Origin of the sequence: Streptomyces tirandamycinicus, assembly GCF_003097515.1 — a bacterium.
GTDB classification, from domain to species: Bacteria; Actinomycetota; Actinomycetes; order Streptomycetales; family Streptomycetaceae; genus Streptomyces; species Streptomyces tirandamycinicus.
In genome coordinates, this window is the sequence record NZ_CP029188.1 from 567,349 (window position 1) to 589,244 (window position 21,896).

A 21,896-nucleotide genomic window follows, 5' to 3' on the forward strand; every position below is an offset into this window, starting at 1 on the left:
GCCCACCTGGTCCCGGGCCCCCGCCGGTGCACCCGCCACCCCCCGCTCTGGACGACATACCGACCGGTCGGTCATGATGAGTGCGACGATCTGCCGCGCCACCGGAGGTATCACCGATGAGCTCAGTCCACCCCCCGGGCCTCGACCCCGAGAAGCTGCGGGTCCATCTCGACCGCGCACTGCCGGGCCTGGTGAGGGGACCGCTCGAGGCCCGGTGGATCCAGGGCGGCCGTTCGAACCTCACCTACTCCGTCACCGACGGCAGCGGCCGGTGGATCGTCCGCCGCCCGCCCCTCGGCCATGTGCTCGCCACCGCCCACGACATGAGGCGTGAGCACCGGGTCATCAGCGCCCTGCACCCGACGGCCGTCCCGGTGCCCGAGCCGCTGCTGCTGTGCGAGGACGAGGACGTGCTCGGCGCGCCCTTCTACGTGATGGAGTTCGTCGAGGGCACCCCGTACCGGACGGCCGAGCAACTCGCGCCCCTCGGCCCCGAGCGCACCCGCGCGGCCGTCCTCGCCCTCGTCGACACGCTCGTCGACCTGCACGCCCTGGACCCGGAGGCCGTGGGGCTGGGCGACTTCGGCCGCCCGGAGGGCTTCCTCGACCGCCAGCTGCGCCGCTGGGGCAAGCAGCTCGCCGCCTCCCGGGGCCGGGAACTCGCGGGCATCGACGAGCTGCACGCCGCCCTCGGGCGCGCCCTGCCGGACTCCCCCGCACCGGCCGTCGTCCACGGCGACTACCGCCTGGACAACGTGCTGGTGGGCGAGGACGACCGGATCAGGGCGGTGCTCGACTGGGAGATGTCCACCCTCGGCGACCCGCTCACCGATCTCGGGCTGCTGGTGATGTACAGCCAGAAGCTGGAGCTGCCCGACTCCCCCATCAGCACCACGGCCGGGGCCGCTGGACACCCGGACGCCGCCGAGCTCGTGGAGCGCTACGCGGTCCGCTCCGGCCGGGACACTTCCGCCGTCTCCTGGTACACGGCGTTCGCCTGGTTCAAACTCGCCGTGATCCTGGAGGGCATCCACTACCGCTACACCCTCGGCCAGACCGTCGGCGCCGGCTTCGACCGGATCGGCGAACTGGTCCCCCTGTTCATCGAGCACGGCCTCACCACCCTGCAGGAAGGCTGATCACCATGGACTTCGCGTTCGACGCCCGCACCGAGGAACTGCGGGCCAGGCTGCTCGCCTTCATGGACGAGCACGTCTACCCGGCCGAACCGGTCGAGCAGGCACAGCGTGCGGAGCTCGCCTCGCCGTGGGACACCCCGGCCGTCGTGGCGGAGCTCCAGGCCGAGGCCCGTCGGCGCGGTCTGTGGAACCTCTTCCTGCCCGACTCCGAGCACGGCGCCGGGCTGACCAACCTCCAGTACGCGCCGCTCGCCGAGATCACCGGCCGCAGCCCCCATCTGGCACCGATCGCGCTGAACTGCGCCGCGCCCGACACCGGCAACATGGAGGTGCTGGCCCAGTTCGGCACCGAGGAGCAGAAGAAGCAGTGGCTGGAGCCGCTGCTGGCGGCCGACATCCGCTCCGCCTTCGCGATGACCGAGCCGGACGTGGCGTCGTCGGACGCGACGAACATCGAGACGCGGATCGAGCGCCGGGGCGACGAGTACGTCGTCAACGGCCGCAAGTGGTACATCTCCGGGGCCATGAACCCCGACTGCCGCATCTTCATCGTGATGGGCAAGACCGATCCGGAGGGCGCGGACATCCGGCGCCAGCAGTCGATGCTCCTGGTCCCGCGCGACACCCCCGGTGTCGAGGTGCGCCGGGCGATGCGGGTGTACGGCTTCGAGGACCACTCCCACGGCGGCCACGCCGAGGTCGTGTTCCAGGACGCCCGGGTACCGGTGTCCAACCTGGTCGGCGAGGAGGGCGGCGGCTTCGCCATCGCCCAGGCACGTCTGGGGCCGGGGCGCATCCACCACTGCATGCGGCTGATCGGCATGGCCGAGCGGGCGATCGAGTTGATGTGCCGGCGGGCCCTGTCGCGTACGGCGTTCGGCAAGCCGATCGCCCAGCAGGGCGTCGTGCAGAACTGGATCGCCGACGCCCGGGTGGCGGTGGAACAGATGCGGCTGCTGGTGCTGAAGACCGCGTGGCTGATGGACACGGTCGGCAATCGCGGTGCCCACACGGAGATCCAGGCCATCAAGATCGCCACACCGCGCGCGGTCGTGGACATCCTGGACAAGGCGGTCCAGGTGCACGGCGCGGGCGGGGTGAGCCAGGACTTCCCGCTGGCCGAGCTGTGGGCCGGGGCACGGACGTTGCAGCTGGCGGACGGCCCGGACGAGGTGCACCAGCGCTCGCTGGCGCGGCGTGAGCTGAAGCAGTACCGGTAGGGGCGGCACCCGCGCTGCCCTGCCGGTGGGGCAGCGCGGGAAGGCCCGCACGGGTGGGGCAGCACGGGTGGGGCAGGTGGGAGGCCCGTACCGGTGGGGCAGTACCGGTACGGCAGTACCGGCGCTGCCCTGCCGGTGGGGCGGGTGGGAGGCGGCCGTACCGGTCACCGAGGGCTCCGGGCCTCCGGCACCCGGACGGCCGCACCACGCCGGCCGCACCACGCCGCCCGTACGACGCGCCCCGTACGACCGCCCCGTACGACACCCCCGCACCACGCCGCCCGCGCGGCGCGCCCCGCGCAGCGCCTCCCGCGCGTCGGGGGCGCCGTGCGGTCACGGCCCCGCGGGCGTCAGGGGCGCAGTGCCCGCAGCAGCAGGTCGGCGAGGTGGTCGGCCACCTGCTGCGGGCTGAGCGGACCGTCGGGGCGGTACCAGGTGGACAGGTGGTGCACCGAGCCGAAGTGGTAGTCCACCACGAGGTCGGCAGGGGTCGCGGCCGAGAACACCCCGCTCTGCTGCCCCTCCTCGATCAGCGCGCGGAACCGCTCGTGGTAGCGCCGGCGTTCGGCGCGGACCTGCTTGTTCTTCTCCGGGCTGAGGTGGTGCATGGAACGGAAGAAGATCGAGGCGTCGTCGAGGTTCTCGATGGTGGTGACGACGACGTCGGCGGCGGCCGACCGCAGCCGCCGCTCGACCGGGGCGTCCGCCTCGGCGAAGGCGTCCAGGCGTTCCTGCTGGAGTCTGAGCACCCGGGAGTAGACCTCCTGGAGGAGGTCCTCCTTGGAACCGAAGTAGTGGTACAGGGCCCCTTTGGTGACGCCCGCCGCCTCGACGATCTCCTGGACGGACGTACGGTCGTAGCCCTGCTCCGCGAACAGCCGGGTGGCGGTGGCCAGCAGCCTCTGGGGGACGGGCGTGCCGTTCCCGTCCGTCGTCCTGGCCATTGCCGCCACCCGCCTTTCCGCTCGGTCGTCCTGTGCCGCGCTCCCCCGGTTCCGGGGTCCGGCGGTGTCTCATGCGCGGGAACGCAGTTCCCGCCTGAGGATCTTCCCACTAGTCGTCTTCGGGAGCTCCTCGAGGATCTCGACCTGCCGCGGGTACTTGTACGCGGCGAGCCGGTCGGCGCAGTATCCGGCGAGTTCGTCGGGGCCGACCGCCGTGCCGGGGCGGAGGCTGACGTACGCCTTGACGGTCTCGCCGCGGTAGGCGTGCGGCACGCCGACGACCGCCGCCTCCCGTACCGCGGGGTGGGTGTGCAGGACGTCCTCGACCTCCCGCGGCCAGACCTTGAAGCCCGAGGCGTTGATCATGTCCTTCTTGCGGTCGACCACGTAGAGCCAGCCGTCGGGGTCCATGAAGCCGATGTCCCCGGTGCGCAGCTCGCCGTCCGGGAAGCCCGCCGCGGTGGCCTCGGGCAGCCGCCAGTAGCCGGGCACGACCTGCGGCCCGCGGACGGCGATCTCGCCGTGCTCGCCGAACGGGACCTCCCGGCCCTGGTCGTCGAGGATCCGTACGACGGTGTCCGCCCCGGGGAGGCCGACGGAGAGGGCGCCGGAGGCGGGGTCCACCGGGGCCTCCCTCCCCGGGGGCACCGACGCGCAGGGCGCCGTGCACTCGGTGAGCCCGTAGCCGTTGCGGATGTAGGGGCCGAACTCCGCGCGGAACCTCTCCACCAGGGCCGGCGGTACGGGCGCGCCGCCGGAGGAGACGACGGCGAAGGACGCGAAGTGGTCGGGCCCGGCGGCGGGGTGGGCGGCCAGGGCCATGAAGGCGGTGGAGGGGCCGACGGTGTAGGCGGGCCGGTGCTCCAGGAAGGCGTCGAGGACGACGCCCGCCTCGAAGCGGTACGCGAGCGCGAGCGTGCCCGCGTTGGCCGCGCAGGCCGCCAGTTCGCACACCAGGCCGGTGATGTGGAAGAGCGGTGCGAGGGCGAAGTAGCAGGCGCCTTCGGGGACGGGGTGTCCGGTGCGCTGGCGTTCGGCGTTGTAGGTGATGCCGCCGTGCAGGTTCATGGCGCCCTTGGGTCTGCCGCTGGTGCCGGAGGTGTAGCTGATCAGCGCCACGTCGCCGGCGGCCGGGTCCCGGCCCTCCGGTGCGGCGTACCCGGCGCGGGCGACGGCGACCAGGTCGTCGGTGTCGCCGGGCGGCGGCAGCCGCTCGAAGCCGAGGACCCGGCTGTCGTCGCGGGTCTGCAGGTCCAGCTCGCAGGCGGTGACGGCGAAGCGTACGGGGGTGGCGGCGGCGGTGCCGCGCAGCTGCGTCTCCCAGGCGCGGTCCGAGCAGATCAGCACCGTCGCGCCCGAGTCGTCGAGGGCGTGGGTCACCTCGGCCGACTTGTACATGGGGTTCAGCGGGACGACGGTCGCCCCGGCCTTCCACGCGCCGAGCAGCGCGAGGACGAAGTGCGGGGTGTTCTGGAGCATCAGGGCGACCCGGTCGCCCCGGGCCACTCCGCGGGCGGCGAGACGGCCGGCGACGGAGTCGGAGAGCGCGTCGGCCTCGCGGTAGCTCAGGCGTCCGTCGAAGTAGGCGAGGGCGGTGCGGTCCGGGGCCCGCCGGGCGGCGGCGCGGAAGGAGTGGACGACACTCGCGGGCGGGTGCACGGGTGCGCGCTGCGCCGCGGTCAGCTGGGAGAGCCAGGGCCGGGCCGCGTAGCGGGAGGCGCTCACCGGGCGGCCTCCCACTTCTGCTGGATGTGGTTCATGGTGCCCAGCCAGCGGTCGGGGTCGCCGGCGCGGGCCTGATGGTACCCGGCGACCTCGGGGTGCGGCAGGATGAGGAAGCGGTCGGCCTCGATCCCCTCGAACAGGGCGTCGGCGACGTCCTCGGGCTCGATGGCGCCGGGGGCGAGGACGAGTTCGCCCGCCGATCCCGCCGCGGCGAGCATGTCGGTGCGCACCCCCTGCGGGCAGACGGCGTGCACCTTGAGTCCGCGGTGACGGTACGTCAGCGACAGCCACTCCGCGAAGGCGAGCGCGCCGTGCTTGGTGACGCTGTACGGGGCGGCACCGATCATCGTCAGGAGGCCGGCGGCGGACACGGTGGAGACGAAGCGGCCGCTCCCCCGCTCCAGCCAGCCGGGGAGCAGGGTGCGCACCGCCCGCACGTGCGCCATCACGTTCACGTCCCAGGCGGAGGCCCACACGTCCTCGTCGGCGAAGGCGTCGCCCGGTGAGGCGAGTCCGGCGTTGGCGCAGTAGACGTCGACGGTGCCACCGAGGGCCTCCCTGGCCTCCTCGACGACGGCGGAGGCGTCGCCGGGGACGGCGAGGGCGCCGATCTCCTCCGCGACGGCCCGGGTCCGGCCCGGGTCGATGTCGTTGACGGCGACGCGTGCGCCCTCCGCCGCGAAGCGGCGTGCCAGGGCGGCGCCGATGCCGCCGCCCGCGCCGGTGACCACCACGTTCGCGCCCTGAACCGTACTCATCGGACCTGCCTCTCCGTCGCGGCTCACTCAGAAGGGCAGACTAACCAGTCGGTATGTGCAGGCGAAAGAGGGTCCTGCCCGGACATGGCGCCGGGGGCGTTCCCGGCGGCCCGGCCCCGCGCTAGCGTGCATGACCATGACAGTCGCAGCGATCACGGAGGTGGTGCGATGAGCCTGTCCAGACGAGGTCTGCTGGCCGCCGGAGGTGCCGCGGGCGCCCTGGCGGCGTCCGCGGCCGCGGCCACGCCCGCGGCGGCGCACGGCGGGCGGAGCCGGGTCCGCACCGGTTTCGAGCGGCTCGCCGCCGACGGCTACCGGCTGCTCTCCGGCGAGCGGGTCGGCGTCGTCACCAACCCCACCGGCATCACCCGCGACGCCCGCCATCTGGTCGACGTGATGCACGCGGACGACCGCGTGGACCTGGTCGCCGTCTTCGGGCCGGAGCACGGCTTCCGCGGCACCGCCCAGGCGGGCGGCTCCGAGGGCCGCTACGACGACCCCGCGACCGGGCTCCCGGTCTACGACACGTACCTCAAGAGCGGACAGCCGCTCGCCGACATCTTCACCGCCTCCGGCGTGGACACGGTCGTGTTCGACATCCAGGACGCCGGCGCCCGCTTCTACACCTACATCTGGACGATGTACGACTGCATGGCGGCGGCGGTGCTCGCCGGGAAGCGCTTCGTGGTGCTGGACCGCCCCAACCCGGTCACCGGCCGCGCCGCCCACGGACCGGTCCTGGACAAGGCGTTCGCCACCTTCGTCGGCCGCGAGCCGATCGCCCAGGCGCACGGGATGACCGTCGCCGAACTGGCCCTGCTGTTCAACGCCGAGTTCCTGGCCGCACCGGCGGAGCTGGACGTGGTGCGGATGTCGGGCTGGCGCCGGGACGACTTCCACGACGCCACCGGCCTGCCCTGGGTGCCGCCGAGCCCCAACATGCCGACGCCGGACACCGCACTCGTCTACTCCGGAACCTGCCTCTTCGAGGGCACCAACCTCTCGGAGGGCCGCGGCACCACCCGCCCGTTCGAACTGCTGGGCGCGGAGGGAATCGACCGCGTCTGGGCGGAGGCGGCGAACGCGCTGGGCCTGCCCGGGGTCCGCTTCCGCGAGGCCTACTTCACCCCCACCTTCTCCAAGTTCCAGGGCAGGACGGTGGGCGGGGTGCAGCTCCATGTGCACGACCGCCAGGCGTTCGACCCGGTCCGCACCGGCATCGGACTGCTGATGACCGCGAAACGGAGCTGGGGCGGCTTCGCCTGGCGGCCCGACCACTGGATCGACAAGCTCACCGGGTCCACCCGGGTGCGCACGATGATCGACGCGGGCGCCGGGACGGACGAGGTCGTCGGAGCGTGGCAGCAGGACCTGGCGGCGTTCCGCGCGCTGCGGCGGGAGTATCTGCTCTACCGGTGACCGCGGAGGCTCCCACCCCGTGGGGTGGGAGCGGGCCGGCGGGCCCCGGCGGCCCGCCGGCCGCCCACCGGGACCGGAGTGTGCCGTGGAACCCACCGGAACCGGGCCCCTCGCCGACAGGGCTCCGCGGGTGGCGAATCGGCCAAGTCCCGCCGGCACCCGCGACTTCAGGGCGCGTTCCCGAGGGACACCCGGGGCGGGGGCGGGGTGAGCGCCCGGCGTGGACTTCGGACGAGGCCCCTCCAGCCCGCCCGACCTCCGCGAACCGGGCCTTGAACCGGGGCTTCCGCTACGGACGTTCACGTTCGTCGCCGCGGCCCGCGGGCCCGTGCCGGCACCCCCGGACCGGGTCGCCCGGCACGGCGTGCCGCCGGAAGCGTGCTCCCTCCGCGGTGCCGCGCGGCGGCCGGTCGGTGCGCGCCGCCCGGTGGGTCTCCCGGTACGACCTGGCCGGGACCTGGCCGGGAGCTGGCCGGGAGCTGGCCGGGAGCAGGATCCGGGGCCCCGGCGCGGCTCGCCGGAGCGCCGTCATATCGCCGTTCTTCTCCACCGCGCCACCCCGGCCGGATCGCTGCGCCGGCTCGCCTCACTTTCCGAATCGCCACACCCGTCTCGTATGACGGACGTTCGAGGGAGCCGTTCGGGGTACTCGTACGTCCATTCCTTGACGCGGAAGTACCAGCGACGGCGTTCGAGCGACGGAGGTGGCAGGACCATGGCCGGATTCCGGAGTCTTGCGAGACAGGTGCGCGACCCGCGGTGCGATCCGGCGCTGCGGCGCTATTCACTGCGCAAGTGCCTGGAGCGGTTCGCCCCTTACGGGCACCGGGCGACCTGGGACCATCTGTGCACCAGGCACGGGATCGATCCCGACGACAGAGATCCCGATCCGGCGCGGCTGGTGGCCGCGCTCGCCGAACTGGAGGAGGCGCGGGCCGTGTGGCTCGCGTACGAAAGGGACTTCGCGGAGCGACGCAAGCGCGAGAAGCACGACGGCCTGCGGCGGCCGGGCTCCTTCGACGACTGGCACCGGCGCACCTGGGGCGGCAACGGCATCGCCCGGTGCGACGACCCCCGGGTGCACCCGACGGATCCGCTCGCCGACGTGCTGCGCCGGCTGATCACCGCGCTGGAGGCGGCGCCCTCGGCAGTCTGCCCGGTGTGCGCGGACCCCGGGATCGTCTGGCGGCAGGACCTGGACCAGGAGCCTTGGGTCGGCCCGGTGTGCTCGGGCTGCGGGATCGTGGTGCCGCAGCCCGTCCTCACCCGGGAGGCACTGTGGGCCGCGAAGCGGGCGCCCGTCGGGGCGCTGGCGTCGGTGGCCTGACGGAGGCGACGGGCGAGCCGGGAGCCGGCGAAGCGAGATCGCCCCGCGCGGTGGGAAGACTTCGGTGCGGGCCCGCCGTCGGTGCGGGCCCGCCGTGCGTGTGCGCCCCTTCCGTGCGGGCCCGCCGAGCGTGCGCGTCCCTCCCGGGAAGTCCGGGCCGGGGAGCCCGGGCCGTGGGCACGGCCCGGGCCCACGGTCGGCGCAATGGCCTTCGGCCGGGCCGGACGGGCGCAGACTCGGCGGGATGCAGGCGAAACGCGTGACCTTCCTGACGTGGGCGATGATGGCGCTCACGGTGACGACGGGGATGGTCGAAGCGGTCAGCTTCCTCGCGCTGGGGCCGGTGTTCACCGCCGTCCAGACCGGGACCATGCTGCTGCTGTCGTTCGCACTGGTCGGAGTGGCCGGACTGGCCGTCGTACCGTGTCTGGCCTCGGTGGCGGGGTTCACCGTGGGCGCCGCGCTCTCCGCGCGGTTCGAGTCGCGGTCCCGGCTGAAGGGCCACCGGTGGTTCCGGGAGGCGCTGATCGCGGAGAGCCTGGTGCTGGCCGTCGCCGCCTCGGTGGCCTGGGGTATCGAGCGGCCCGGTGAACCGCTCACGGCACACCACTACACGGCGGCCGGGCTGGTGGCGCTGGCCATGGGGATCAGGAACGTCTCCACGCTCCGGGCGGGAGTGCGGGGCATGCCGGTGACGGTCACCACGCGGGCTCTGGCGGCGCTCATCGGCGGGTCCCCGCTGGCGGTGGACACGCGCCTGGCGCCCGGCGCGGGCGACCAGGTACGGCGGGCCGTGTCGGTGCTGGCCATGTTCGCCGGCGGCCTGCTCGGTGCGTGGCTGCTGCACGACGGCCGGATCGGCGCGGGCGCGGTGCTGCTGTGCACCGCGGTCCTCGGGGTGGCCGTCGCACTGGCCTTCACCCTGGTGCCGCGGGAGAGGACGTCCGAGGCCGACTGACGGCACGTCACGGGCCGTCGGGGCGGACGGGTTCCGCCGCCGGGCCGAGAAACCTTCGGGCCCCCGTTGACAGTGGCCGCCGACCCGGCCAGACTAAGCAGTCGCTTAGACATCTGCGGAGACCGGGTGAGAAGGGCAGGGACAGGAAACATGGCCGAGCCGAGGATCTTCACGTCCGCCGAGGAGCTGACCGCCGGGGTCGGCGAGGAGCTGGGGCCCAGCGACTGGCTGGAGGTCGACCAGAAGCGGATCGACCTCTTCGCGGAGGCCACGGGCGACCACCAGTGGATCCATGTGGACCCCGAGCGCGCGGCCGCCGGGCCGTTCGGGACGACCGTCGCGCACGGCTATCTGACGCTCTCGCTGCTTCCGGCCCTCGTCCCGCAGATCATGCGGGTCGAGGGCATGAAGATGGGCATCAACTACGGCACCAACAAGGTCCGCTTCCCCGCCCCCGTCCCGGTGGGCTCACGGCTGCGGGCCACGGCGGTCCTCAGGAGCGTCGAGCAGATCGGCGGCGGTGTGCAGGTGACGGCGGCGGTCACCGTGGAGCGCGAGGGCGGCGAGAAGCCGGTGTGCGTCGCCGAGTCGGTGTCCCGCTACTTCTTCTGAACCGCCGAGCGGGCCCGCTGCCCCGAGGGCGCGAGCGCACCCCCGCGGCGCCCGGATGGGAGGGCTGCCGCTTCCGCGCAGCCGCCGCCCCGGGTCGGCGGCCGGGCACGGCCGCCCCGCCTCGCGCGCACCGCTACTTCCCCGCGGACACCATGCGCAGGACGAGGTCGGCGTACAGCTCGCCGACCTCCTCCGGCGTCCTGCGCCCCTGGACGTTGAACCAGCGCGCCACGTCGATGCAGAGCGAGAGCACCGCCACCGTGGTGCCGGGTACGTCGGGGACGTCGAACTCGCCCGACTCCACGCCGTCGCGCAGGATCTCGCGCACCACGGCGTCGCTGCGCCGGCGCAGCGCCATGATCTCGGCCCGGTGCTCCTCGGACAGGGCGTCGAGCTCGTACTGCACCACGCGTGCGGTGTCATGCCGGCCGGCGTGCCAGCGGACGAAGGAGCGCACCGCCTCGGCGAGTCGCTCGCCCGGCGTTCCACCGCGTCCCGACGCGGCCGACAGCACCTCGAGCGCCTTGTCGTGCCCGATCCGGCTGATCCGGTGGAGCAGCTCCTCCTTGGTCTTGTAGTGGATGTACAGGGCGGCCGGGCTCATGCCCGCCCGGCCTGCGATGTCCCGGGTCGTCGTCGCGTGGTAGCCCCGCTCCGCGAAGGCCTCGACGGCGGCGACGAGGAGCTTGCGGGCGGCGTCGGGCGCGACCTCGCCCCACGGCGCGTCCTCGGCCGTCGTGTCCTGCGCCGCAGTCATGGCTCACCCCTTCTGCCCGCCGTCCCTGTGAGTGCGGGACGAACACCATACCCCGAACCTGAGCAAGCGCTTAGGGAGCGGGCGCCGCATCTGCGGCGAGGCGGCCGGGAGCGATGCGGGCACGGCAGAGCCGTACGGCACGGCGGACGGGCCGGGCCGGTCACCCCGTACCCGGTCCGGCTGCGCCCCGGTGCCCGGCCCCGACCCCGCCTTGACTAACACTGCTAGTTTCCGATCGGCAGGGCCTACCATGTGCCGCATGGCCCGACCGCGCAAGCCGCTCCTGAGCAGAGAACGCATCGTCGGGGCGGCGAGCGCGCTGGTCGACGCCGAGGGTCTGGACGCCGTCTCCACCCGGCGCCTGGCCGCACAGCTCGGCGTGAGCGGCCCCTCGCTCTACAACCACTTCCGGAACAAGGACGAGATCCTGGACGCCGTGGCCGACGCCGTCAGCGCCAAGGTCGATCTGTCGATGTTCGACGAGTCCGACCCACGCGACTGGCGCACCGCGCTGCACGACTGGGCCGTCTCCTACCGGGCGGCCCTGACCGAACACCCCAACATCGTCCCGGTCCTGGCCCGCGGGCCCGGCCGCCGCCCGGCCGGGCTGAGGGTCGCCGACGCGGTCTTCGGCGCGATGGTCCGCGCGGGCTGGCCGCCCGCCCAGGCCACCCGCATCGGCGCCCTGATGCGCTACTTCATCACCGGCTCCGCCCTCGGCTCGTTCGCCCGCGGCTTCGTCGACGACGAGACCGCCTACGACCCCGGCGACTACCCCCACCTGGGGCAGGCCCATCTCCTCGCCGACCGCCAGGAGGAGATCGACGAGGGGGCGTTCGAGACGGGGCTGCGGGCCCTGCTGGACGGCCTGACGGCGCAGTACCCAACGGCGGCAACGGCGGCAAGGGCGGGCGGGGCGGGACGGAGCCGGGCGGACGGCCCGTAGCACCGGCCCGCCGGTCCGTTCGTCCGCATGGCCGCCCGTCTGCCCACCGCCCCGCCTGCCCGCCGGCCCGTGCGTCCTCCGACGCCCCGGCCCGCCGGTCCGTTCGTCACGGGCCGGCGGGCGGACGGGACCGGGGCCGGCGTCGCCTCACTCCCGGGCGGCCGCCCGCTTCGCGAGCACCCTGATCGAGCCGAGAGCGACGGCGGCCAGCACGGTGATGTAGGCGGAGACGGCCATCGACGTGCCCGTCGCCTCCAGCAGCAGCACCATGATGAACGGCGCCAGGCCGCCGCCGAACACGGCCGCGATCTGGTAGCCGAGCGAGGCGCCGGTGTAGCGCATCTCGGGGGTGAACAGCTCGGCGAACAGGGCGGCCTGCGGCCCGTACATGATGCTGAGGAAACAGCTGGTGACGAAGGTGCCGACGGCCAGCCAGAGCAGCGACGCGGTGTCGATCAGCAGGAACAGCGGGAACGCCCACGCCAGCAGGCCGACCGCGCCCGCCGCGTAGATGCGCAGCCGGCCGACGCGATCGGAGAGGGCCGCGGCGGCCGGTATCAGCGCGAGCTGGGTGAGGCTGACGCACAGGGAGACGGTGAGCACCGCCTCGCGCTCCATGCCGAGTTCGCGGGTCGAGTAGTCCAGCACACCGGTGATGATGATGTAGAACGTCGCGGTGTTGACGGCGAAGGAGCCACCCGCCAGGAAGACCGTGCCGAGGTGCCGTCGCAGGATGGTCCGCAGCGGCGAGCGGGGCTCGCTCTTCTCCTTCTCGGCCAGGGCCCGTTCGGCCTCCCGGAACTCGGGGGTCTCCTCGACCCGTGCGTGGATGTACCAGGCGAGGCCGAGCACCAGGAAGCCGACGAGGAACGGCACCCGCCAGCCCCAGGACGCGAACGCGGCGTCGTCGGTGAGGGCGCCCGCCGCGAGGAACACGGTGTTGGCGGTCACCACGCCGATGGGTACGCCGAGTTGCACGAGGCTGCCGTACAGCCCGCGTTTGCCCTCCGGTGCGTACTCGGTGGCCATGAGCATCGCGCCGCCCCACTGGGCGCCGACCGCCAGGCCCTGCATCACCCGCAGCAGTACGAGGAGCAGGGGTGCGGCGATGCCGATGGACTCGTACGTCGGCAGCAGGCCGATGCCGGTGGTGGCGAGGCCCATGAGGGTGAGGGCGAGGACGAGCATCGGCTTGCGGCCGTGCTTGTCGCCGAACTGTCCGGCGATGATCCCGCCGACGGGGCGTGCGAGGAAGCCGACGGCGAAGGTCGCGAAGGCGGCGAGCACGCCGGCCGAGGCGCTGCCCGCCGGGAAGTAGAGGTCGCCGAGCACCAGTGCGGCCGCGATGCCGAAGACGAAGTAGTCGTACCACTCGACTGCCGAGGCGAGGGCGGCGGCGCCGGCCACGCGTCGGCGGTGCCGGTCGGTGGGAGCGGTCAGCTGGGGGTCGCCGGCGAGCGGGGAAGGGGGTGCCGTGTCCATGCGTGCACACTCCGGTGGGTGCGGGGGACGAAGGTGCGGGGACCGTACCGACCGGATGGTATGGAGGTCAACGGGTCGCGCGACAGTACTTTTCGCTCGATCATTACCCGTCAGTAGCGCGCAGGGCGTGCCAGGGTGGGCCCGTGGAATTCACGCACCCTCCCGCCGGCGCGGCCTGGCTCCACCAGGACTCACGGCAGGGCTTCGAAGTGGCGTTCTTCCGGGTCACGGACGACGGCCTGCGGATCGACGGCCACGCGGCGGTGGCGGAGGACGGCGACGCCTTCGCCGTCGAGTACGAGATCGAACTGGATCCCGACTGGCGCACCCGGACGGCACGGGTCCGCGGCCGCTCGCCGTCGGGCAGCCGCACGGTGGTCCTGGAGACGGACGGCTCGGGCCACTGGGCGGTCGACGGGAAGCGGGCGCCGTACCTGGAAGGCTGCCTCGACGTCGATCTGGAGGCGTCGGCCCTGACCAACGCCCTGCCCGTGCGCAGGTTGTCCCTGCCGCAGGGCGCCCGGGCGTCCGCGCCGGCCGCATGGGTGCGCGCCCGCGACCTCACCGTGGAGCGGCTGGAGCAGACCTACACCCGCTCCACCGACCGGGGCACGCACACCTGCCACGACTACGCGGCCCCGGCCTACGGGTTCTCGTCCCGCATCGTCAGCGACGAGTCCGGGCTGCCGCTGGAGTACCCCGGGATCGCCGTCCGCGCGCTGTGACGGCCGCCCCGTGCACCGGCTGCCGCGTCCGCGCGCTGTGACGGCCGCCCCGTGCACCGGCCGCCCGTCCGATCGTGCCGACGGCAGTCCCCGGGCCGGGGCTAAGGGAAGACGACGAGCGCCCTGCCGCCCTTGCCCGCGACCATGTTCTCGAAGGCGGCCGGGATGCCGTCGAGGCCGATCCGCTCGGTGACGAGCGCACTCAGGTCGAGCCGGCCGGCCCGGATGTGCTCCGCGAGCACCGGGAGGTCCCGGGCCGGGTCGGAGTTGCCGTAGACGCAGCCCGAGAGGGTACGGCCCCAGTGGAAGAGCTCCAGAGCGTGGAAGGTGACCTGCTGGTCCTTGCCGCCGATGCCGACCACCGTCGTCCGCCCGCCGCGCCGCGTCGAGTCCCAGGCGGCACGGATCGTCACCGCGCGGCCCACGCACTCCACGGCCACGTCCGCGCCCAGGCCGCCGGTCAGGGCGCGGACCTCGCGGGCGGTGGCGTCGGAGGCGACGACGAAGTCGGTGGCGCCTGCGGCGCGGGCGAGGCCTTCCTTCCCGGGCGACACGTCCACGGCGATGATCCTCGACGCGCCCGCGATCCGGGCCGCCTGGAGGGTGGCGAGTCCGACACCGCCGACGCCCAGGACGACGACGGTCTCCCCCTCACGGACCCGGGCCGAATGGTGGACCGCGCCGTAGCCGGTGAGGACCGCGCACCCGAGCAGGGCGGCCTCGGCCGGCGGCACCCCCTCCGGGAGCGGCAGCACGCAGTTCGCCGCGACCACGGTCTCCTCGGCGAAGGCGGCGACGTTCAGCCCCGGGTGGAGTTGGGTGCCGTCCTCGGTGACGGCGTGGACGGCGCCGGCGCCCTTGAGCGCGCCGGCGCACAGCCACACCTCGCCGAGGGAGCAGTGGTGGCAGTGCCCGCAGGACGGGGCCCAGTTGAGCACCACCCCGTCACCGGGGGCGACATGGGTGACGCCCTCGCCGACGGACACCACGGTGCCCGCGCCCTCGTGGCCGAGGACGGCGGGGACCGGCACCTGCATGGTGCCGTTGGAGAGCGACAGATCGGAGTGGCAGACCCCGGCGGCGGTCAGGCGCACCCGCACCCGGCCGGGACCGGGCTCGGGGAGTTCGATGCGGGTGATCTCCAGAGGGGAGCCGACGGCGGGCAGGACTGCGGCGCGGACCACGGTGGTTGTCTCCCGGTTCAGAACTGGAGGGACTTGGTGTGCAGATACTCGGCGAGGCCGTGGGTACCGAGTTCGCGGCCCACGCCCGACTGCTTGTACCCGCCGAAGGGGGCCAGCGGGTTGAAGCGACCGCCGTTGATGTCGACCTGCCCGGTGTCCATCCGGCGCGCGAAGGCGACGGCCTCGTCCCGCTCGCCCCACACGGCGCCCGCGAGGCCGTAGACCGTGCCGTTGGCGATCCGCAGGGCGTCGTCCTCGTCCTCGTACCTCATGAGCGAGACGACCGGCCCGAAGATCTCCTCCTGGGCGATGGTCATGTCCGGGGTGACGTCGGCGAAGACCGTCGGCGAGACGTAGTAGCCCGTCTCCCGCGGGGCCTCGGGACCGCCGGCGACGAGCCGGGCGCCCTCGGCCACGCCCTGCTCGATGTAGCCGCGGACCCGATCCCGCTGCCGGGCGCTGACGAGCGGGCCGAGGCGGTCGCCGGGGACGTACTTGGCGGCGGCCTCGGCGGCCAGCGCCACGGCCTCCTCGTACCGGTCCCGGTGCACCAGCATCCGGGTCCAGGCGCTGCACGTCTGGCCCGAGTTGGACATGACGTTGGCGATGCCGGCGTTCACCGCGCGGGGGAGGTCGGCCCCGGGGAGGATCACGTTGGCGGACTTGCCGCCGAGTTCCAGGGCGACCCGCTTGACCGCCCCGCCGGCGGTGGCGCCGATACGGCGGCCGACGGCGGTGGAGCCGGTGAAGGAGACCAGATCCACGCCGGGGTGCTCGGCGAGGGCCTGACCGGCGACCGGGCCGAGACCGGTGACGAGGTTGAACACCCCGCCCGGGAGCCCCGACTCGTGGACGGCCTCGGCGAACAGCCGGGCGGTGAGCGGAGTGTCCTCCGCGGGTTTGAGCACCACCGTGCAGCCGGCGGCGAGGGCGGGGGCGACCTTGGCCACGATCTGGTGGAGCGGGTAGTTCCACGGGGTGATCGCGCCGACGACGCCCACCGGCTCGTGCAGCACGGTGGAGTTGCCGACCGTCTCCTCGAAGGCGTACGAGGCGGCCAGCTCCGCGTACGAACCGGCGACCAGGACCGGCAGACCGGCGTGGACGGCCTCGGCGAGCCTGGGCGGTGCACCGAGTTCGGCGGTGACGGTCGCGGCGACCTCGTCCTTGCGGGCCGCGAGCACATCGCGGAGCGCGGCGATGCGCGCGGCGCGGTCCGCGGGCGCGGTGGCGGCCCAGCCGGGGAAGGCGTCCCGGGCCGCGACCACCGCCGCGTCGACGTCCTCCGGGGACCCGGCCGGCACATGGGCGATGACCTGCTCGTCCGCGGGGTCGACCACCGCGATGGTGCCGGCGCCGAGGGCGGGACGCCACACGCCGCCGATGTACATCCCGTCGTGGGCCTTCAACGGCTGCTCCTTCGTGCGTGGCAAGAGGTGACCGCAGCCCAAACTAGCGACGTTAGTTTTCTGGCGCCAGGGCCGCCGGGTGCGGAACGGTGTGATTCTGTCCCACGGCACGGGCGGTGCTCCCGGGCGGTGCTTCGCGAGTTCGCGGCGGTGTTCGTGGGCGGTGCTGGCGGGTGCGCGGGTGGCGTGCGCGGTGGTGCCGCCGCGCGCCCGCCGCTGGTGCGCCCGGCGGCGCGGACGGCGCCGGCAGGCTCCGCGCCCGGCGCGCCCGGCGGCCGGTCCGGGTGGCACGACCGGCGCCCGTCGGCGCCGGTGGTCCCCGCGTCCCGGCGCCGCGGACAGCGGCCGGCGGCGGCAGGGGCGGCGCCGGCCGCCGCTCCAGCGCAGGGCCGGCCGAGGTCGCAGCGGCGACGCCTGCCGCACGCCGGACCGTTCTCCGGCGCCGTCGGGCGGCCAGGCCCGTCCGGCGGCCGGGCCCGCGGATACGAGGGTGGGGGGTCCCGTACCCGCGGGAGCGTTCAGGCCGGGGTCTGGCCGAGTGCCGTCGGGCTGTGCTGCGGCGGGCGGACGGTCGGCGGCGAGATGGACGCGACCTGGGAACGTGTACGGTCCACCTGCTGGCCCCCGCTGATCGCCGCGGGCGCCTGCTGGCCCTTCTCCTCCTGGGACTTGGACACCGACGACCAGGTGCGCAGCCGGTGACTGGCCGCCTCGTCGAGAGTCACCGGCGCCCCGCGCTGCTCCGCGAGCCGGCTCGCCTCGCGGCCGAGCGCCGCGACGTCGTCCCACCGCAGCCTGAGCACCACGGCGAGTTCGGCCCCGCCGTCGGCGAGCCCCCTCATGATCGGCCCGTCACCATCAGTCATTGCCGCTCCTGTCGTTGAGGCACAGACGCTCGAGTTCCCGGGTGCCCTCTAGTACGCAGCGCCCCCTCCGGATGTTCACCGCGGACCGCCCGGACCACGGAGAGCCGAAGGGAACGCGCGAGGGGAGCGCGGACCACCTCAGCGGGCCGGTGCGATCTCCAGGACCACCTCAGCGGGCCGGGGCCACCTCCACGGCGAAGCCGTTGAGCACCGAGGTGCCGGAGAGCGGGTCGAGCAGCGAACCGTCGAGCAGCTGGTTGACGTTGACCCCGGGACGGGCCGCCGCCACCCGCATCCGGGTGCCGGGGCGGTCGTGCCCCCAGCCGTGCGGAAGGCTCACCACCCCCGTACGCACCTCGTCGGTGATCTCGACCGGGACCTCCAGCTCTCCCCCGGCCGCCTTGACCCGGGCGAGGGCGCCGTCGCCGAGCCCCAGCCGGGCGGCGTCGTCGGGGTGGACCTGGAGGGTGCAGCGGTTCGAGCCGCCCTGGAGTGCCGGGATGTTGTGCATCCAGCTGTTGTTGGACCGCAGATGGCGGCGGCCGACGAGGACCAGCCCGTCACCCCGCACCCCGAGTGCCCTCCGCAGCCGCGGCAGGTCCGCCGCGATCGGGCCGGGCAGCAGTTCCACGCGTCCGCTGCGGGTCCTGAGCACCTGCGCCAGCCGGGGCCGCAGCGGCCCGAGGTCGATGCCGTGGGGGTGCGCGAGCAGATCGTCCAGGGTCAACTCGTACGGGCCGAGGCGCAGCATCATGTCCAGGCGCCGTTCCGGGCCGCTACGGCCGTTCAGCCGGGCGGCCAGCTCCTCGGCGTCCTGGCCGTGCACCGGTGAACGGGGGTCGGCGACGGCCCTGGCGAGGGAGCCCGAGACGACCATGTCGTCGACCGCCGAGGGCTCGGCGCCGTGCATACCGCCCACCGCCAGGATCAGCCGGGCGTGGATCTCGCACTCGTCCAGTGCGCCCTCGTCGAGCGGGATGGCGGGAGGGGTGTAGCGGACCTGGTTGCGGACGGCGAGTCCGTTGAAGGAGAAGTCGTAGTGCCCGCTGCGCGAAGGGGGCGGCGGCGGCAGGACGACGTCGGCGTGGCGGGAGGTCTCGTTGAGGTAGGGGTCGACGCTGACCATGAGGTCGAGCCCGCCGAGCGCCCGGTCCAGGCGGTCGCCGTCGGGGGCGGACAGCACCGGGTTGGCGGCGATGGTGATGACGGCGCGGATCCGCCCTTCGCCGGGTGTCTCGATCTCCTCGGCGAGGGCCGCGATGGGCAGTTCGCCCTTGGCCTCGGGGTGTCCGGCGACCCTGCTGGTCCAGCGGCCGAGGGCGAAGCCCTTGCCGGGCCGGGCGGGTTCGGTCGCGGGCCGGGGGGCGCGGTCGTGCGCGGCGAGCGGGAAGAGGACTCCGCCGGGCCGGTCGAGGTTTCCGGTGAGGATGTTGAGCACGTCGACGAGCCAGCCGGCGAGGGTGCCGTGCTCGACGGTGCAGCTGCCGATGCGGCCGTAGACGGCGGCGGTCGGCGCGGAGGCGAGTTCGCGCGCGATCGTGCGGATGACGGCCGCGTCCATGTCGCAGGCCGCGGCGGCGGCCTCGGGGGTGAAGTCCCGTACCGCCTCGCGTATTCCGTCCATGCCGTCGACCTGCCCGGCGAGCGCGCCGGGAGCGGTGAGGTCCTCCTCGAACAGCACGTGGACGAGGGCGGCGAGCAGCAGCGCGTCCGTACCGGGGCGGATGGCCACGTGCCGGTCGGCGAGCCGCGCGGTGCGGGTGCGGCGCGGGTCGACCACGGTGAGCCGGCCGCCGCGGCGGCGCAGCGCCTTGAGCCGGCCCGGGAAGTCGGGCGCGGTGCACAGGCTGCCGTTGGAGTCCAGGGGGTTGGCGCCGAGGAGCAGCAGGTGGTCGGTGCGGTCCAGGTCCGGTACGGGGATCGCCAGGGGGTTGCCGAAGAGCAGTCCGCTCGAGACGTGCTTGGGCATCTGGTCGAGGGTGCTGGCCGTGAAGAGGTTGCGGGTGCCCAGCGTGGACAGCAGCACGGGCGGATAGAGCCCGCCGGCCATGGTGTGGACGTTGGGGTTGCCGAGGACGAGGCCCACCGCGTCCGGCCCGTGCTCCTCGATCAGCGGGCGTATCCGGGCGGCGATGACGTCGAACGCCTCGTCCCAGCCCGCCTCGCGCAGTTCGCCGTGCGCGTCGCGCACGAGCGGGGTCCGCAGCCGGTCGGGATCGGAGTCGAGTTCGCCGAAGGAGGCGCCCTTCGGGCAGATGAACCCCCCACTGAAGACGTCCGCGCGGTCCCCGCGGACGGTATCGACCCGTTCCCCGGCGCCGTCGCGTTCGACGGTCAGGACCAGTCCGCAGGTGGCCTCGCACAGCGGGCAGATCCGCAGGGCGGTACGGGTGGCGTCGGTTCCTGGCATGGGGGTCCTCCCCGGGGCGGCGGCAGCGGTGGCGCACGGGCACCCAGAGCATACCGACCGGTACGCACGTTGTGGAGGGGCCGTCCCGCAGCACCCCGCCGGCGCCCGCCGGCGCCTTGGCCGTCCCCGCGAGCGCCTTGACCGTCCCCGCGAGCGCCTTGGCCGTCCCTGCGAGCGCCTCGGCCGAGCCCGCGAGCGCCTTGGCCGAGCCCGCAAGCACATCGACCGCGCCCGCCCGCAGCCGCGCCGCCCCACCCCGCCCCGCGCGACCCTCCCCCGCGCGATCGGCCCCGCGCGCACCGCCGGCCCGGCCGCCCGTCGCCCACCCCGCCCGGAGCCGGGCCCGGGCCCGCGCCCGCGCCACGCGGCCGGGCGAGGCCGTTGACTGGGTACACCAGGAATCCTATTGTTCAGCATAGGATTCCTTGGACCGGACGCATCGGGAGTGCGGATGAGCGGCATCGAGCAGGCGAGGAAGGCGGCCGAAGGGCTGGAGTACCTGTCCGGATTCGGCAACGAACACAGCTCGGAGGCCGTCCCGGGCGCCCTGCCGCTCGGGCGGAACTCACCGCAGCGCGCCCCCCTCGGGCTGTACGCGGAGCAGCTGAGCGGCAGCGCGTTCACCGAGCCCCGCGCGCTCAACCGGCGCTCGTGGCTGTACCGCATCCGGCCGTCGGCCGCCCACCCCCCGTTCGTCCGAACCGGCGACGGCGCCCTGCGCACCGCGCCGTTCACCGAGACCGTGCCGGACCCGAACCGGCTCCGCTGGGACCCGCTGCCGGAGCCCGCGCCCGGCACGGACTGGCTGTCCGGCCTGTGGACCCTCGGGGGCAACGGCGACGCCACCCAGCGCACCGGCATGGCGGTGCACCTGTACCACGCCAACACCTCCATGGAGCGGCGGGTGTTCGGCGACGCGGACGGCGAGTTGCTGATCGTGCCCGAGCGCGGCGGCATGCTGCTGCGTACGGAGCTGGGCCTGCTGTCCGTCCGGCCCGGTGAGGTCGCGCTGGTCCCCCGCGGTGTGCGCTTCCGGGTCGAACTGCTCGACGACACCGTCCGCGGCTATGTCTGCGAGAACTACGGACAGCCCTTCTCCCTGCCCGAGCTGGGCCCGATCGGGGCCAACGGGCTCGCCAACCCCAGGGACTTCCGGGTCCCGGTCGCGGCGTACGAGGACGTCGAGGGCGACGTCGAGGTGGTGAACAAGTTCTGCGGCAACCTGTGGACCGCCACCTACGACCACTCGCCGCTCGACGTCGTCGCCTGGCACGGCAGTCATGTGCCGTACGTCTACGACCTGCGGACGTTCAACGTGATGGGAACCATCTCGTACGACCACCCCGACCCGTCGATCTTCACCGTGCTCACCTCGCCCAGCGACACCCCGGGGCTCGCGGGCGTCGACTTCGTGGTGTTCGCGCCGCGCTGGCTCGTCGGTGAGGACACCTTCCGGCCGCCGTACTTCCACCGCAATGTGATGAGCGAGTACATGGGTCTGATCGAGGGCGCCTACGACGCGAAGACCTCCGGGGAGGGCGGCTTCGTCCCGGGCGGCGGCTCGCTGCACAACATGATGTCCGCGCACGGACCCGACCGGGAGACCTTCGACAGGGCGAGCGCCGCCGACCTCGTGCCGCAGAGGATCGACGACGGGCTGGCGTTCATGTTCGAGACGCGCTGGCCGGTGACCGCCACCGCCCAGGCGGCGAACGCCGACCACCTGCAGACGGGGTACGACGACGTGTGGCAGGGTCTGGAGCGCCACTTCCGGTCCTGAGGCCGGATCTGGTACGGAGTGTCCTGACGTCCTCCCTGCCGCACAGGACCCGGGATTCCCGGTTCACATCGCCCGGCCCGGAAGGGGGCAGGGCCTGCACGATCAGCACCAGCCGGGCTGAGACCAGCCCGGACGAGCATCACGCGGGCGGAGTTCCGGTCCCCTGGGGGACACGGCTCCGCACGCGGTGCACGACTCTCTCCGGCCGGAAGGCCGGGGCGTCCTCGGAGGAAAC

Annotated in this window: 18 protein-coding genes; 9 read left to right on the forward strand and 9 right to left on the reverse strand. The window is 73.9% G+C overall.

What is annotated here, in order from left to right; all coding sequences use genetic code 11:
* Positions 1-116: 116 nt before the first annotated feature.
* Both DDW44_RS02515 and DDW44_RS02520 read left to right on the forward strand, forming a co-directional pair.
* Positions 117-1,139 carry a phosphotransferase family protein gene (locus DDW44_RS02515; protein ID WP_108905391.1) on the forward strand — a complete coding sequence of 341 codons (1,023 nt, stop codon included), beginning with the start codon at positions 117-119 and terminating at the stop codon, positions 1,137-1,139.
* 5 nt (positions 1,140-1,144) lie between these two features.
* Positions 1,145-2,359 (forward strand): acyl-CoA dehydrogenase family protein, encoded by a 1,215-nt coding sequence (locus tag DDW44_RS02520; RefSeq protein ID WP_108905392.1) that lies wholly within the window; start codon positions 1,145-1,147, stop codon positions 2,357-2,359.
* A gap of 350 nt (positions 2,360-2,709) precedes the next feature.
* Here DDW44_RS02520 and DDW44_RS02525 read toward each other — a convergent pair whose 3' ends face one another.
* From DDW44_RS02525 to DDW44_RS02535, 3 genes are all read right to left on the reverse strand, one after another.
* Positions 2,710-3,303, reverse strand: a complete 594-nt coding sequence (locus tag DDW44_RS02525; RefSeq protein ID WP_108905393.1) for a TetR/AcrR family transcriptional regulator — start codon at positions 3,301-3,303, stop codon at positions 2,710-2,712.
* A gap of 69 nt (positions 3,304-3,372) precedes the next feature.
* Entirely contained in the window at positions 3,373-5,028 is a 1,656-nt protein-coding gene (locus tag DDW44_RS02530) for an AMP-binding protein (protein WP_244223947.1), read from the reverse strand.
* Positions 5,025-5,786, reverse strand: coding sequence for an SDR family oxidoreductase (locus tag DDW44_RS02535; protein WP_018891500.1), 762 nt, complete (start codon positions 5,784-5,786; stop codon positions 5,025-5,027). The genes DDW44_RS02530 and DDW44_RS02535 overlap by 4 nt, the downstream gene beginning before the upstream one ends.
* Before the next feature lie 168 nt (positions 5,787-5,954).
* Between DDW44_RS02535 and DDW44_RS02540 the strand changes: the two genes are divergently transcribed.
* From DDW44_RS02540 to DDW44_RS02560, 4 genes are all read left to right on the forward strand, one after another.
* On the forward strand, positions 5,955-7,205 hold the full coding sequence (locus tag DDW44_RS02540) for an exo-beta-N-acetylmuramidase NamZ family protein (protein WP_108905395.1): 1,251 nt from the start codon (positions 5,955-5,957) through the stop codon (positions 7,203-7,205).
* 715 nt (positions 7,206-7,920) lie between these two features.
* Complete coding sequence (locus DDW44_RS02550; RefSeq protein WP_167455471.1) at positions 7,921-8,532, forward strand: hypothetical protein; 612 nt, start codon at positions 7,921-7,923, stop codon at positions 8,530-8,532.
* Positions 8,533-8,776: 244 nt separating this feature from the next.
* Positions 8,777-9,490 (forward strand): YoaK family protein, encoded by a 714-nt coding sequence (locus DDW44_RS02555; RefSeq protein WP_018891502.1) that lies wholly within the window; start codon positions 8,777-8,779, stop codon positions 9,488-9,490.
* A 150-nt stretch (positions 9,491-9,640) separates the two neighbouring features.
* On the forward strand, positions 9,641-10,102 hold the full coding sequence (locus DDW44_RS02560) for a MaoC family dehydratase (RefSeq protein ID WP_108905398.1): 462 nt from the start codon (positions 9,641-9,643) through the stop codon (positions 10,100-10,102).
* A gap of 133 nt (positions 10,103-10,235) precedes the next feature.
* Here DDW44_RS02560 and DDW44_RS02565 read toward each other — a convergent pair whose 3' ends face one another.
* The gene (locus DDW44_RS02565; protein ID WP_017945373.1) at positions 10,236-10,859 is read right to left on the reverse strand and encodes a TetR/AcrR family transcriptional regulator; all 624 of its coding nucleotides are present in this window, start codon (positions 10,857-10,859) and stop codon (positions 10,236-10,238) included.
* A 259-nt stretch (positions 10,860-11,118) separates the two neighbouring features.
* Here DDW44_RS02565 and DDW44_RS02570 point away from each other — a divergent pair, with 259 nt between their 5' ends.
* Positions 11,119-11,805: a TetR/AcrR family transcriptional regulator gene (locus DDW44_RS02570; protein ID WP_108905399.1), complete on the forward strand. Its 687-nt coding sequence runs from the start codon at positions 11,119-11,121 to the stop codon at positions 11,803-11,805.
* 147 nt (positions 11,806-11,952) lie between these two features.
* Here the strand turns inward: DDW44_RS02570 and DDW44_RS02575 are convergent, their stop codons facing one another.
* Complete coding sequence (locus DDW44_RS02575; RefSeq protein ID WP_108905400.1) at positions 11,953-13,287, reverse strand: MFS transporter; 1,335 nt, start codon at positions 13,285-13,287, stop codon at positions 11,953-11,955.
* Between the two features lie 143 nt (positions 13,288-13,430).
* Between DDW44_RS02575 and DDW44_RS02580 the strand changes: the two genes are divergently transcribed.
* Entirely contained in the window at positions 13,431-14,012 is a 582-nt protein-coding gene (locus DDW44_RS02580; RefSeq protein WP_017945370.1) for a putative glycolipid-binding domain-containing protein, read from the forward strand.
* Between the two features lie 101 nt (positions 14,013-14,113).
* Here DDW44_RS02580 and DDW44_RS02585 read toward each other — a convergent pair whose 3' ends face one another.
* The 4 genes from DDW44_RS02585 to DDW44_RS02600 form a co-directional block, all read right to left on the reverse strand.
* Entirely contained in the window at positions 14,114-15,196 is a 1,083-nt protein-coding gene (locus DDW44_RS02585) for a Zn-dependent alcohol dehydrogenase (protein ID WP_108905401.1), read from the reverse strand.
* 17 nt (positions 15,197-15,213) lie between these two features.
* Complete coding sequence (locus DDW44_RS02590) at positions 15,214-16,605, reverse strand: aldehyde dehydrogenase family protein (RefSeq protein ID WP_108905402.1); 1,392 nt, start codon at positions 16,603-16,605, stop codon at positions 15,214-15,216.
* 518 nt (positions 16,606-17,123) lie between these two features.
* The gene (locus DDW44_RS02595) at positions 17,124-17,471 is read right to left on the reverse strand and encodes a hypothetical protein (protein WP_240800504.1); all 348 of its coding nucleotides are present in this window, start codon (positions 17,469-17,471) and stop codon (positions 17,124-17,126) included.
* A gap of 169 nt (positions 17,472-17,640) precedes the next feature.
* Positions 17,641-19,881 carry a molybdopterin oxidoreductase family protein gene (locus DDW44_RS02600; RefSeq protein WP_108905404.1) on the reverse strand — a complete coding sequence of 747 codons (2,241 nt, stop codon included), beginning with the start codon at positions 19,879-19,881 and terminating at the stop codon, positions 17,641-17,643.
* 451 nt (positions 19,882-20,332) lie between these two features.
* On the opposite strand from DDW44_RS02600, the gene hmgA reads away from it, so the two are divergent.
* A complete protein-coding gene (gene hmgA / locus DDW44_RS02605; protein WP_108905405.1) occupies positions 20,333-21,661 on the forward strand; it encodes a homogentisate 1,2-dioxygenase in 1,329 nt (442 codons plus the stop codon).
* Positions 21,662-21,896: the final 235 nt, after the last annotated feature.

Coding starts and splice junctions, on each gene's coding strand:
- DDW44_RS02595 (WP_240800504.1), bottom strand. CDS start 17,471: ATGACTGATGGTGACGGGCCGATCATGAGGGGGCTCGCCGACGGCGGG.
- DDW44_RS02515 (WP_108905391.1), top strand. CDS start 117: ATGAGCTCAGTCCACCCCCCGGGCCTCGACCCCGAGAAGCTGCGGGTC.
- DDW44_RS02550 (WP_167455471.1), top strand. CDS start 7,921: ATGGCCGGATTCCGGAGTCTTGCGAGACAGGTGCGCGACCCGCGGTGC.
- DDW44_RS02570 (WP_108905399.1), top strand. CDS start 11,119: ATGGCCCGACCGCGCAAGCCGCTCCTGAGCAGAGAACGCATCGTCGGG.
- DDW44_RS02535 (WP_018891500.1), bottom strand. CDS start 5,786: ATGAGTACGGTTCAGGGCGCGAACGTGGTGGTCACCGGCGCGGGCGGC.
- DDW44_RS02600 (WP_108905404.1), bottom strand. CDS start 19,881: ATGCCAGGAACCGACGCCACCCGTACCGCCCTGCGGATCTGCCCGCTG.
- DDW44_RS02560 (WP_108905398.1), top strand. CDS start 9,641: ATGGCCGAGCCGAGGATCTTCACGTCCGCCGAGGAGCTGACCGCCGGG.
- DDW44_RS02555 (WP_018891502.1), top strand. CDS start 8,777: ATGCAGGCGAAACGCGTGACCTTCCTGACGTGGGCGATGATGGCGCTC.
- DDW44_RS02540 (WP_108905395.1), top strand. CDS start 5,955: ATGAGCCTGTCCAGACGAGGTCTGCTGGCCGCCGGAGGTGCCGCGGGC.
- DDW44_RS02575 (WP_108905400.1), bottom strand. CDS start 13,287: ATGGACACGGCACCCCCTTCCCCGCTCGCCGGCGACCCCCAGCTGACC.
- DDW44_RS02525 (WP_108905393.1), bottom strand. CDS start 3,303: ATGGCCAGGACGACGGACGGGAACGGCACGCCCGTCCCCCAGAGGCTG.
- DDW44_RS02565 (WP_017945373.1), bottom strand. CDS start 10,859: ATGACTGCGGCGCAGGACACGACGGCCGAGGACGCGCCGTGGGGCGAG.
- hmgA (WP_108905405.1), top strand. CDS start 20,333: ATGAGCGGCATCGAGCAGGCGAGGAAGGCGGCCGAAGGGCTGGAGTAC.
- DDW44_RS02520 (WP_108905392.1), top strand. CDS start 1,145: ATGGACTTCGCGTTCGACGCCCGCACCGAGGAACTGCGGGCCAGGCTG.